This is a genomic window from Gramella sp. Hel_I_59 (genome assembly GCF_006714895.1).
GTDB lineage: Bacteria > Bacteroidota > Bacteroidia > Flavobacteriales > Flavobacteriaceae > Christiangramia.
This window is the reverse complement of record NZ_VFME01000001.1, coordinates 1414681-1427535: the sequence shown is the minus strand read 5'-3', so window position 1 is coordinate 1427535 and position 12855 is coordinate 1414681. Positions and strand designations below refer to the sequence as shown.

General features: G+C 37.2%; 9 protein-coding genes. 5 read left to right on the top strand and 4 right to left on the bottom strand.

Annotation, left to right across the window (positions count from 1 at the left end; genetic code table 11):
- Both JM79_RS06505 and JM79_RS06500 read right to left on the bottom strand, forming a co-directional pair.
- Positions 1–996, bottom strand: coding sequence for an SDR family oxidoreductase (locus JM79_RS06505; RefSeq protein WP_141879191.1), 996 nt, complete (start codon positions 994–996; stop codon positions 1–3).
- A gap of 83 nt (positions 997–1079) precedes the next feature.
- Positions 1080–2084 (bottom strand): LacI family DNA-binding transcriptional regulator, encoded by a 1005-nt coding sequence (locus tag JM79_RS06500; protein WP_141877370.1) that lies wholly within the window; start codon positions 2082–2084, stop codon positions 1080–1082.
- A gap of 330 nt (positions 2085–2414) precedes the next feature.
- Between JM79_RS06500 and JM79_RS06495 the strand changes: the two genes are divergently transcribed.
- The 3 genes from JM79_RS06495 (at position 2415) to JM79_RS06485 (ending at position 4216) form a co-directional block, all read left to right on the top strand.
- Complete coding sequence (locus JM79_RS06495; protein WP_141877369.1) at positions 2415–2735, top strand: phosphoribosylpyrophosphate synthetase; 321 nt, start codon at positions 2415–2417, stop codon at positions 2733–2735.
- 95 nt (positions 2736–2830) lie between these two features.
- Positions 2831–3328, top strand: coding sequence for a Dps family protein (locus JM79_RS06490; RefSeq protein ID WP_141877368.1), 498 nt, complete (start codon positions 2831–2833; stop codon positions 3326–3328).
- Positions 3329–3340: 12 nt separating this feature from the next.
- Positions 3341–4216 (top strand): mechanosensitive ion channel family protein, encoded by an 876-nt coding sequence (locus JM79_RS06485; RefSeq protein WP_141877367.1) that lies wholly within the window; start codon positions 3341–3343, stop codon positions 4214–4216.
- Positions 4217–4281: 65 nt separating this feature from the next.
- Here the strand turns inward: JM79_RS06485 and JM79_RS06480 are convergent, their stop codons facing one another.
- Positions 4282–7998 carry a metallophosphoesterase gene (locus JM79_RS06480; RefSeq protein ID WP_141877366.1) on the bottom strand — a complete coding sequence of 1239 codons (3717 nt, stop codon included), beginning with the start codon at positions 7996–7998 and terminating at the stop codon, positions 4282–4284.
- 56 nt (positions 7999–8054) lie between these two features.
- Between JM79_RS06480 and JM79_RS06475 the strand changes: the two genes are divergently transcribed.
- Positions 8055–9239 carry a Pycsar system effector family protein gene (locus JM79_RS06475; protein WP_141877365.1) on the top strand — a complete coding sequence of 395 codons (1185 nt, stop codon included), beginning with the start codon at positions 8055–8057 and terminating at the stop codon, positions 9237–9239.
- On the opposite strand, the gene JM79_RS06470 is transcribed toward JM79_RS06475, so the two are convergent.
- Positions 9231–11594: a GAF domain-containing protein gene (locus tag JM79_RS06470; RefSeq protein WP_141877364.1), complete on the bottom strand. Its 2364-nt coding sequence runs from the start codon at positions 11592–11594 to the stop codon at positions 9231–9233. The two genes, JM79_RS06475 and JM79_RS06470, sit on opposite strands and share 9 nt — an antisense overlap.
- A 135-nt stretch (positions 11595–11729) precedes the next feature.
- Between JM79_RS06470 and JM79_RS06465 the strand changes: the two genes are divergently transcribed.
- Entirely contained in the window at positions 11730–12851 is a 1122-nt protein-coding gene (locus JM79_RS06465; protein ID WP_141877363.1) for a TlpA disulfide reductase family protein, read from the top strand.
- The last annotated feature ends 4 nt before the right edge of the window (positions 12852–12855 follow it).

The window sequence follows — 12855 nt, the reverse complement described above, 5'->3', positions numbered from 1 at the left end:
CTATAAATTATCCCAGTACCAATTAGTAGCCTCTTTTAGACCATCTTCTATTCTATGTGTGGGATTATAATTAAGTAATTTTTTAGCCTTCTCTACCGATGCTAGTGAATGTGGAATATCTCCAGGTCTATTAGGCCCATGTTTTATTTCAACTTCAGCAATATCTGAGTCGAATTCAGCTAGATTTTGCTTAAGGAGCTGCGTCAATTCCTTTAAGTTTGTACGATCACCTACTGCAGTATTATACACCTCGTTTAAGGCTTTTTCATTATCTGTAACCAGACAAAGAAGGTTCATCTGCACAACATTATCTATATAAGTGAAATCTCTGGAATAAGTTCCGTCTCCGTTAATAACAGGACTTTCCTTTTCCATCAATTGCATAACAAATTTTGGAATGACCGCAGCATATGCGCCATTTGGATCCTGGCGTCTTCCGAATACGTTAAAATAACGAAGCCCTATTGTATTCAAGCCGTAAGACTTATTGAATATATCAGCATAAAGTTCGTTGACATATTTAGTGATAGCATATGGTGAAAGAGGTTTACCAATAACGTCCTCTACCTTTGGCAGGTTTTCAGAATCACCGTAAGTAGATGAACTCGCCGCATACACAAATCGTTTGATTCCATTATCACGAGATGCGACAAGCATATTTAAAAAACCTGACACATTAACGTCATTACTTGTTATAGGATCATTGATAGACCTTGGCACTGAACCCAAAGCTGCTTCATGCAGAACAAAATCTTGATTTTTAGTAGCCTGAAGACACGTTTCCAGATTTCGAATATCCCCTTCAATAAATTTGAATTTGGAATTTTCTAAAAACGGTTTGATGTTATGTTTATGACCGGTAGCGAAATTATCAAGGCAGGTTACTTCAGCTCCAAAATCTAAAAGCTTTTCGCAAAGATTAGAACCTATAAATCCGGCTCCACCCGTTACTAGTACTTTTGATGATTTTAATAAATCTTTCTGAGAATCAGTTATCAAATTATTAGTTTTAAATTATCAATTTGCAAAGATAGAATTTCAATCTTAAGTAATGTTAAAGGAAATTTAAATAAATTTTTCTAAAATTTACTCGATTCCAAATGAACCATAGTTGTTGCGATTATTTTCTCTTCAAATTTACCGGCAGCGATATCGCCAGAAATTCTTCGGTTTAGTACCTCTACAGCCTTAATTCCCAGTTCCGATGGATGCTGCTCGATATAGCTAAGTGATGGCGTAAGATATTCTGCGATGTCTTTATTTATATAGCCAATGATCTTTAAATCTTCCGGTATTTTGATATTTTGTTCATAAGCCACTCTTGTTGTGATGATCGCGCTTTCAAAATCTGTACAGAGTAAAGCCTCAACTTTTTCTGTCACTAACAGCTTTTCGATCTTGGACTTCAAAGTTCCCTCGCTGCTACTCCGTGCTGTGAATACTGGCAACTTATCCATCGCCTTTTGATAACCAGATATCCTAAGCTTTCCAATCCCAACATGGTGAATGGCTGACGCAATCCCAATTCGCTCCAAACCTTTTGCTCTAAAGAATTTCGTAGCATCATAAAAACTCTTTTCATCATCCACGCCCACTTTATCCGCAAGGAGATCCAGGTTGATTCGATCGTAGACAACCACTGGAATATCATAATCTAATAGAGCGAACAGGTGATCGTAATCTGCCTTTTTCTGAGTTTCTTCTGAAACTGCAATCAAAACTCCGTCGACCATTCCGGAAGTCAGTAGATCACAAATCTGCTTCTCGCGATCGAGTGACTCATTGGAAATATAGGTAATGATCTGCTGATCGTATTGCTGCGCCTGAGCTTCTATTCCAGATAGAACCCTGGCAAAAAAGCTGTTCGAAATATTTGGAATCACAACACCAATTGTTCCTGTCTTACTTTTTTTCAAATTGACTGCTACCGGATTTGGGCGGTAATTGTGAAGCTTTGCTAGCTCTTTAACCCGCTCGGCTGTTTTAGGACTGATTTCCGGACTATCATGAAGTGCTTTCGAGACCGTAGAAACACTCACATTGAGTAATTTTGAAAGCTCTTTCAAGGTTATTTTACTCTTCATAATAAACTGTTGTAATAAATTAATTCAATAATTACTGCGGGAATGCCTGCCTTCAAACGCCAATTTGCAAAGAAAAGAATAATTTATGGTTTTGCAGTTATCAGGCTAATCGAACGAATTTTGCGCTGTCTAACAAACACCTTAATTTTTAAGACCGTTAATCACAAACAAATATTTCATTCCTAAACCTGAAGGATACACATCATTACTTTATTCGTAAACTTCCCGAAAACCCTTATAAACACTCAGTTAAACTTATCCTAAACACGACCAACCACTTGTGCATAATCTGCTATCATCGTAATTTACATCTACTAAAATTAAACAACCATGAAAGATTACGGAACATTATCCCAGGCTATAAACAAATTGAAATTAGAAGAAGGATACAAACATGATTTCAACCTTCTTGATGAAAAGATCGAATTGAAGTCAGAAAATGCAACCTTCGGTGTTGAAGAATTCGAAGTTGATAAAGTCCTGCGCTTCGAAGGAATGAGTAATCCCGACGATAATTCGATCCTGTACGCCATTACCACCACTAGTGGGCAGAAAGGTGTGCTTACTGACGGATATGGTATCTCCAGCGGACAGATATCCAAAGAAATGATGAAGAAACTGGATCTGAAGGATCACAGACCTATAGATTAATGGTTAAAGTTCTACTAAACCATTGATTAAAATTTTGGATTTGGTACAATCATTATATTTTTGAATTGAATTTTAAAAAACTATAAACAAAAACTATGAACTATTTAGGATTAGATAAAGAAAAGACTGCAAAAACGGTCTCTGAATTAAATATTTTGTTAGCTGACTATCACATATACTATCAAAAACTTAGAAATTTTCACTGGAATGTAATTGGAAAAAACTTTTTCGATCTGCATGAAAAATTCGAAGAGCTTTACGATGAAGCCAAACTGAAAGTGGATGAGATAGCTGAGCGTATTCTTACTTTGAGATACCAGCCTACTAGCAACATGAGTGAGTATCTAAAAGATTCTAATTTAAAGGAATCTCCTAGTGATATTTCTGATAGTAAAATGATCGAAATTTTACTTGAAGACCACGGACTACTACTTAAGCAAATGAGAAAGGTCGTAGAAATTGCAGATAAATCGGGTGATGAAGGTACAATTGACCTAATTGGTGCTTATATTAGGGAGTTGGAAAAAACTAGCTGGATGTTGGATGCATGGAAAATGAAAACTTCAGATCAGCATAAACCAGTAAAAAAATAATTAAATTAAAATATGCAAGAATTTAATCTTCAGGATTCAATAAAAGGTATATGGGATAAATTAGAGGGATGGTTAGATACCATAATTCTTGGTCTTCCAAACTTCCTTCTCGCAGTGGTTGTCTTTATCGTTTTTGTTTTTATCGCGAAGTATGTCGGTAAAATCTTTGATAAGATTTTCGCTAAAAGTATCAAGCAAGATTCCATACGCCAGATGGCCACGAAAGTGATCAAAGCAATTGTTATCCTGATTGGTTTTTTCATTGCACTAGGATTATTAAATCTAGATACAGTCCTGACTTCAGTTCTTGGGGCAGCGGGAGTTGTTGGTTTAGCTATTGGTCTGGCTTTGCAAGGAACCTTAAACAATACTTTTTCAGGTTTAATCCTAAGTTTTCTCCCAGAATTACAAATTGGTGATTGGGTTGAAACTAACGGATTTGCAGGTTCGGTCATGGAGATCAATCTCAGAAATATAGTGATTAAGCAATCCGATAATAATTATGTTATTATTCCTAACGGAAAGATTATTGAAGAACCATTCAAAAATTTCACACGTACTGCTCGTTCAAGAGTATTCGTTAATTGTGGAGTTGGATATTCTTCAGACTTAGAAATGGTTAGAGAGCTTACTATTAAGACTATTGAAGATATTTTTCCGCAGAGAGGCAATGAAGAAGTTGAATTGATGTTTCAGGAATTTGGAGATAGTTCAATTAATTACGTCTTGAGATTCTGGACAGATGTTTCGAAGAATAGAGATATTCTTATAGCTCAGAATACAGCGATCATCGCTATTAAGAAAGCGTACGATGCGAAAGGAATCAATATTCCATTCCCTATTAGAACAATTGATTTTACCAATAAACTTTCAGTCAATAAGGACTAAGAATAACATGTTTCAAAACAAAAAAACCGGCTAAATAGCCGGTTTTTTTTGTTCTTGATTCAACTTTAGAACTTTAATCCTAGGCTAAACTGTAATCTTGGACCTTCACTTCCCGCGAAGACGCTCGCCTTGGCTTGTATAGCATCTGCACTGTTGATCCAAAGTCCACCACCATAACTATCATGCCATTGGTTACTAGACTTTTCATTCAACCAAACCCTACCAAGGTCATATCCTCCGTAGATCCCTAGCTGGAAAGGTAGAAAGTTCGTAGATACCGTATCAAACGAATACCTTAGATCTGCACCTGTACCAAAGGAACTTTTTCCTGAATACCTCTCAAACCTATAACCTCTTAGCCCGCTATTTGCTCCTAATTGTGCCGATTGATAAAACTCATACTCATTTCCAATATTTATATGTGCTTCTGCTCTAGTCTTCAAAACAAGTTTTCTATCCCGGGTTAAGGCGTTATAAAAGCCCATATATGGTTTGAAATAACCAAATTGACGATCAATATCTGCTGTATTCAATTTTGCGCCCAGGTTCAACTCAAACAGCATCCCTCTGGTAGGAACCAGAACATCGTCATAACTTTCATATCGATACATAGCATCCAGACCCGCAAAATGTTTTCTCTGAAAAATATCTTCTTCTGAACTGGTGAATACTTCAGATAAATAACTATTATCGTTTTCGGTTACTTCAATAGACTCAAAAGTTGCTGTGAATCCGAAAAAGCTACCGAATGGAGTCTTATTGACTAATGCAGCTTTTGCTGAAATTTCATTAATCCCTACCCGGTTATAATCCATTCCTAGTTGATCTTCAGGATTATTGGTCTCATTTCCGAAGCCAAAGAAGTTATCTGAATAATCCGGACTTTGGAAATTAGCTCCTAATTGCAAGTTGTATTTTCCAACAATATTAGCAAACTCCGCCTCATAGCCTAACTCAAAACCATTTGTTGCTGAATGGTATTCCGCAGAAACAGTATGCTGAGAGGTAAAAGGATTTCGCTTAAATCTATTGATGGCCTTCACATATTCCAGCTGAAAATTAAAAGCATCATCTGGATTATAACTAAAATCAGGCAAGATTGATCCCGACGCAAAAGTTTTTTTATCCTTATCGTATGTATTGATCTCGTAATTGTCTGTAAGCCGAAGTTTAGCGTTGTCTAATTCATTAATAGTATTCGGTAGTGATTGATGATCATAAAGCTTTAATTTTGAACCATTTGTAATTGTGTATTCATCATTGTTCTGACCTCCAATCAGTCGTACAAATATTGCTGCCTTCCCCTCGCCTTTTACAAAAATTTTATCGTCATCATCAAGTCCATAAACCCATATCTCATTTGTTTCGTCTTTTTTATAGACTTTATCGCTTAATATTTCGGCTCTTTCTCCTTCCTTATTGCGTGTAATAGTCACCCGGGTGTTTCCATCAGTCAACCTTTCAATATCAATAAAATCGTCCTTATCTGTCCCGGTTACGATCGCGAGATCTGCTAATTTTTCGTAATATCTATTTGCGATATCAACCAAATTATCTCTTCTCCCCTGGACGTTTTTTATAAGTTCCTGAGTAGCCTCTCCTGTAGTTTCCTCGGGCAAATTAGCAAATGCCTTCTGAATAGCTTCATCGGTTACATTTTCTTTAATGTACTCAGCCTGCTCTATCCAGGTATTTTTTCCGGTATTCTGAAGTAGTGATCTATCCAGTCCCATTGCAGCGATATTAAACCATTCAACGTCTTTAATATCATCTCCATACACAGCGAATTGATTGGCAAATCCTGTGATCGCTCTTAATGTCCCAAAAAACGCTCCATCAAAATTGCTGAACACCTGGTCTCGATCCCTCGGAATAGCTTTGAATACGTGCTTATCCCCTTCTTCAATTTCGGCCCATCTCCACTGATCCTGATGCCTGTCCCAATCTCCAATAAGCATATCGAACAGACGCGAGCGAACATATACTGACTCATCCAGCAAGTATTTCTCATCTCTTCGCAGTCTTTCCAGCATGTCTGATGTACTTACGATATCATGATCTGGAGTCCCAAAGGATTCGTAGCCTGTCCAACCTTCTTCAGGTCTTTCAACGATCATATAAATATCATCACCATGCACAGAATTGTATTTTCCTAGTGCTTCTTGCTTAGGCAGGTAAAATATTTCAGGATTGGTATGATACACGCCAGCAGCATCACTAAGCTCTGGAATTGCCATAAATCCGAACGGATGTGCAGCGGTATAAAAGTCTGTAAGCAAGTTTTCTGCGACCGTATTTTCTAATTTATTTTCAACTGGCTGATTTTTAAAAGCTACACTCTGCAGAAATCTAAGTGCATCCTTTCGAACTCTTCTAATATTATATTCTCGTCCCTGTTTATCTTTTACTCTAAGTGATACGGTTTGATGCCCTCCACCTTCGCGAACAACTTCTAACCCACCATAAAGTGTATCCAGATCTGCAGTTCTCATTGTGATCTCAGTACCATAAAGTTCCCGATATCGTTCACCCCATACAGTCTCATGAACCGGACTTTTCTCTGTGTCCTCTTCCGTGTAAATTGAAGTCGTATAAGTTTCCGGAAATTCATCTGGATAATCCTGGAGTTCGAATGGTACAGGAGTTTCCAGAACTTCAGTTTGATACAGTAATTTAGGTTTGTTTTCCTGATTTCCGTAGAAACTTACCCAGGAAGATCCATCCTTAAAAACATCTAGTACCGCAAATCCCTGACCCGGATATGCAAATAATCCGTCATTACTCAATGTCGCATAAGAAGCTTTGGAACCGGAACCCGAAACGATTTGCTTCACACTATCATGCTCAATATACTGCAGGGAATGTTCGTGTCCCGAAGCAAAGATCACTCGCGAAGAACCTTGTGCAATGGTACTCAAGCGTGTTGCCAGAGATTTATATCGATTGTTCTGAGCATCCTGTATAGACACACCACCAGTTGTTCTGATCAATGTAGCTAAAGACCCTAAAATTGGAAGAGGGATTTTCTTTTGTGAAGGATATATATGCCTGTCGAAAGTATATTGCCCACCATGTACACCATTCGTATAGATTGGGTGGTGAAGTGCAATTAGAATGGTTTTATTCTGATTTTTTTTGATCTCAGATTCTACTTCCAGGAACATTGCTTCCCGTGTTTTGATCTGTTCACAATTATCGTTGATCTTGGGATTGTCATTCCAATCTTCTAAATACCATTGGGAATCTATAACAATCATCTGGATATTATCAGAAACTTCAATAGACTCCATTCCGCAGCCAATTTCCGGACTCCATACTAGAATATCTTCAAATCTCTCTTTCAAATAATCTTTCTGTCTATCAAGACCTTCTAACTTTTCATTGTACCAGTCATGATTTCCAGGTATAAAAACTACTTTTCCCTCGTAGTTTTCGATCGCATCCAGCTGTGCATCTAATCGATATTCAGCCTCTTCTCTTCCCGAAGAACCTTCAGCAGGCATACCGTCAGGATAAATATTATCACCTAAGAAAATTGAAATATTCTCCGTTTTCTTTACTGAATCAAGGTAAGATTTGAAGGCTAACAGACCTAGTGAAGAACCACCCGGTGGAGAATAACCACCATCACCCAGCAGGTAAAATGATTTTTCAATCTCTCTATTAGAAGGGTAACCAAAATCTGAAGTTGATTCTCCATCCCTGTATTTTGGCTCAAGACTGGCACAGGAAATGACCATTAATATTGTAAGTATACCGGCTAAAAGTTTAACTTTTTTCATAGAAAACTGTGGTCATTATTTTTTGTAATTTGGTCCTTGGAATCAAAAATTCATGTATGAATAATCTCGTTGAGAAAGCTGAAAAATTTGTTGAAGATTTATTTAAAGAAAAGTTACCTAACACCTTTATTTATCATAACTACCAGCATACTCAGCGTGTGGTTAAAAGTACTAAAGAATTAATCGAGAATTCTGAAATTAATGTTAAAGACAAGGAGGCACTACTCCTGGCTGCATGGCTTCATGACACCGGTTATATTCATACTTACAGAGGGCATGAAGATAAGAGTGCAGAGATCGCGGAAGAATTTCTTCTGAAGGAAAACGCTACTCAGGATCTTATAGATTTGGTAAAGCAATATATCCTTGTAACCAATTTCAGCAATATTCCAAAAACACCCGGTGAGAAAATAATACGTGATGCCGATAGCTCTCACTTTGGTAAGGAATACTTTGAAGAAACCAGTGAATTCCTGAGACAGGAACTGGAAATGCATAATATCAAGAACTTCACTAATGCGGAATGGCTTGAAGAGAACATCCATGTTTTTACTGAAAAGCATACCTATTATACAGATTATGCCCTGCAGGAATGGAACCCAAAAAAGGAAGAAAATTTGCTTGAGCTTATAGAAGATAAGAATAAGCAGGAAAAGAAATTAAAGAAAGAAGAGCATAAAGCCAGAATGAAGGCTAAGTATAAGAATGAGAATCCAGAGAGAAGTATTCAGACGCTGTTCAGGGTTACTCTTCGAAATCATATAAAACTGAGTGACATTGCCGATACTAAGGCCAACATTTTACTTTCGGTAAATGCGATCATCATTTCACTGGCACTTGCCAACCTGATCCCTAAACTGGAAGCAGAATCTAACAAACATTTGCTAATACCAAGTTTGGTACTAGTACTTTTCAGTGTGGCGTCAATTATTCTTTCGATCCTGTCTACCAGACCCAACGTTACAACCGGAGAGTTCACTAAAGAACAGGTTAAGAACAGGAATGTGAATCTTTTATTCTTCGGAAATTACCATAAGATGCCTTTTGATCAATTCAAATGGGGTATGAACCAGTTGATCAAGGATAAAGATTATGTATACGAAATGTTGATGCTGGATCTTCACCTTTTAGGTAAGGTACTACATCGAAAGTATTTCCTACTAAGAATGACCTATACGGTATTTATGTTAGGAATTATTATTTCGGTAATCGCCTTTATTCTGGCTTTTTACTTAATGTAGTTCCTCCATTAGATCTTCATAATTGATCGTTCTTTCTGGATGATTGGAATCGGGTGAATATAATATGTTCACCCTTATTGCTTTAAGCCCTACCACTCCCTGTACATCTTCCAGTTCCAACAATTCAACATTATCACCGAAGTAATTCTTTGCCTGAAGGTATTTGATATACTGTAAATACTCTCGTTCATCGCTTGCCTGGGAGTAGACAATTGTAAGTTTGCCTTTTTGAGTTACACGCTCCTCGGTACCTTTTACAAATGCCTTGTCAATACGTTTTTTAATAATCTCATAACGAGCATTATAAGTTCCATCTACATCGAACTTTTTCTCATCCATTCTGTATCTTATAGACATTGTACTATTAAAAACTAGAATTAAAGAAGCCGCTTCAAGCATTACGGGAGTTCTTTCCTGTAATTGATAGAACCTGTTCTCCATTTCGCACATAGTGCTCAACTGCCACAATCTCAGATTAAACAAATAGACCTTGTTAAAAGGTCGCTTGTTGGCCATGGAAGCGCCTATATACATATTATGGTCTACTCCATCAGTTTTATACCTCTCAAAGTAATGCGGATAGATATTCTGAGCCTGCACCTGCCTTTTATCAATATAGCGGGACATGGTACGATTTATTTGCTGTACTGTCTCGTCATACTTCTTACGGTGATTATAAACCAATCCGGTTTCAGGATTGAGCATGCCCGTATATTCCTCAACAAGCTCCCTTATTTCCTCCGACTGTTTTTTCAAATGGCTCATTAAAGGGTTCACTTCCTTCTTCAGTAAATTAAAAACTTTCTGTTCACTACTGGCATTCAGTCTATCCTGTAGTTCTTCTTTAAAATCTGAAACCCGATACTTTACCTGATCATAAATTGGAAGTTCTTCAATTTTGTATGCCTTGTCAATGATGTTCATGATAATCTCCAGCTGATCCATAAGATCACTTTTGATTGCGTTGTTCCTGGCTTCAGAAGATGCAACGATGTCAATCTGGCCATATAATGGAAAAACGTCCTTAAAAGTTATATCCTTAAAAGAAGCAAGTCCATCCTTATCCAGATCCTTGATAAACTTCTTGGCTTCTCTCTCAAATACCCAAAGAACACTTGGATGAATAGAGGTACACTCACTCTGGATTACCGCCTTTATTCTGTTTTCAAAATCGTTCCGGTTTCTCTCCACCGTAGTCACGATATAAGGCAGAATATCGTCTAGCTTTATAGCATTAATACTATTTAGCTCATTCTTTCTACTGGAGGCCAATTCCAAAATTCCCAGAAGCTTACCATTCTTCGCAACCGGAGCTAAGAGACAGCTTTTTACATCGTTCTTAATAAGATTCTTAGATAGTAAATTGTCATATTTACGCGCATAAGACTCTACATTGGAAATAGTGAAATAGGCATTGTCATCTATCAGGGTTTTGAAGCCTTTTTCACAGATTCCCGACTCACAATCATTCATCAGAACTTCGTCAAGGATAAAACTTTGAGCCTCTTTATTATCCATTCTTTCAAAAACCATATCCTTTTTATTGAATACGGTGAAACCAACCCGAAGGTCTGAAATGTTATATATTGAACGGAAAATCTCCTGAAGTTTGGCCAACTCTTCCTCTTCATTCACTTCTTCGAAAAGCAGGGTAGTTTTTAATTCTGAAATAGCATCATCTATAGTAACATCGGTTAAATTAACGATGGTAAAACCTTTGAAAATATAACTGTGCGGAGGAATCTTTTCCTTCCAGAGTTCGATATCATCTACATTTTGCAATAGAATATCCACATCTTTCTGTGTAACTTCCGGTGCATCATCTTTACGAATGATATCGACAAAATCAGCATTCATGGATATTCTGTAATGACGTTTTATTCCATCTTCATCTGGAATATCATAGTACAGAGGTCTCGAGATATCTATTTTGTACCCATAGGATTTTAAAATCTGTATACTCGAAAAGATATAAATTAGCTCATCATCCATATGCCTGAACTTCAACTTAAAATCTTTTCCGGCATTATTCAGAATAGCTTTTAGTCGTTTGGAAACATTGAAGAGAATATTATGGAATGGAACTGCTGCAGCTTTGATCTCGTTATTAGATAAAATGTTCGGAAACAGATCATCCAGCAAGATATTAATGGGAGCGTGATATTTCTTTAAAAGTTTTGGGTCTGAAAATCCTTCAGATAATTCCGGAAATTGACTAACATGATCAAGCATTTTCTGCATGTATTCCCTGGAAATCTCACTTTCTATCTCATCAAGCTCCTTTTGATACTCTTCGATCACCTTATGAAAACTGATCTGTATATCGAATGGAAAATCTTTTAATTGCTGCAACATAACTTGATAATTTAAGGTAAAATTAAATGGAAAAGTAGCCAGGACAGAGCAACGGCCTGAAATTAACATTTATTTATAAGAACGCCATCAGAATGAAGCATGAGTTCATTATTTTTGCAGAAATAGACATAAAAAATGAAGAAATTCTTATTCTTATTTAGCTCAGTCCTTTTCTTATTAACCGGATGTGGAGAAGATAAAGGTTATTATTTAAGTGGTGATGTGAAGGGTGTTGAAAATGGGACTAAAATCTATATATCAGAACTGGATGGAAAGACTCGTTCACCAAAAGCAGTAGATACAGCCATCGTTCAGGATGAGAAATTCGAATTGGATATGAAAGAAATGGATCTTCCTGCTCTAAGTTTTTTGCGTATCGAAGGAGTGAATGGAAATCTTGTATTTATTGCTGAAAACGAAAAACTGAAATTCAACATCAATAAAGACAGTATTCGTAGTTCACGTGTTAGTGGCGGACAGGAAAACGAAGCTCTTTACGAGTATCTGGATCATATGAAAGAAATGAACCGGAAGATCGGGAAAATGCAGAAGGAAGCGAGAACTGCAATGATACAGAAGGATACTGCAAAACTGAAGAGTATTCAGGCAACCGAAACCGAGCTTAAAGACAATGATCGTAAAGCTAAAGAAGAAATCTTCAGTCGGAATACAGATACTTTCCTCGCCGTTACTTTGCTTGCAGATATGTTGAGTTCAAAAAGCCATAGCTCCAAGGAAGTTCGCGATATGTTTAGTGAAGTTTCAGATCGTATCAAGCAAACTGATATGGCAAAAGATCTGAAGAGTGAATTAGAGAAGATGAAAAACGCTGAAACAGGATCTAAGGCACCAGATTTTGAAGCTCCTACACCAGATGGTGAAATGCTCGCACTTTCTGATCGCATGGGCCAGGTTACCGTAGTAGATTTCTGGGCGGCATGGTGTAAGCCTTGTAGAATAGAAAATCCAAACCTGGTTAATACTTATAACAAGTACAAAGATCAGGGCTTAAATATTATTAGTGTAAGTCTTGACCGACCAGGACAGAAAGACCGATGGGTACAGGCTATTAAAGATGATAAACTTGAACAATGGGATCATGTTTCTAATCTTCAGTTCTGGCAGGATCCTGTAGCAAGGTTATACGGAATCACAGCAATCCCGGCGACTTATATTCTTGATAAAGACGGAATCATTGTAGCGAAGAATCTTCGTGGTGATGCCTTAGCTGAAAAGATTGGTGAACTACTGAATTAATTCT

Bases quoted from the DNA above. Each gene is read 5' to 3' on its own strand.
- JM79_RS06500 (WP_141877370.1), bottom strand. From the start codon at position 2,084: ATGAAGAGTAAAATAACCTTGAAAGAGCTTTCAAAATTACTCAATGTG.
- JM79_RS06495 (WP_141877369.1), top strand. From the start codon at position 2,415: ATGAAAGATTACGGAACATTATCCCAGGCTATAAACAAATTGAAATTA.
- JM79_RS06490 (WP_141877368.1), top strand. From the start codon at position 2,831: ATGAACTATTTAGGATTAGATAAAGAAAAGACTGCAAAAACGGTCTCT.
- JM79_RS06485 (WP_141877367.1), top strand. From the start codon at position 3,341: ATGCAAGAATTTAATCTTCAGGATTCAATAAAAGGTATATGGGATAAA.
- JM79_RS06480 (WP_141877366.1), bottom strand. From the start codon at position 7,998: ATGAAAAAAGTTAAACTTTTAGCCGGTATACTTACAATATTAATGGTC.
- JM79_RS06475 (WP_141877365.1), top strand. From the start codon at position 8,055: ATGAATAATCTCGTTGAGAAAGCTGAAAAATTTGTTGAAGATTTATTT.
- JM79_RS06470 (WP_141877364.1), bottom strand. From the start codon at position 11,594: ATGTTGCAGCAATTAAAAGATTTTCCATTCGATATACAGATCAGTTTT.
- JM79_RS06465 (WP_141877363.1), top strand. From the start codon at position 11,730: ATGAAGAAATTCTTATTCTTATTTAGCTCAGTCCTTTTCTTATTAACC.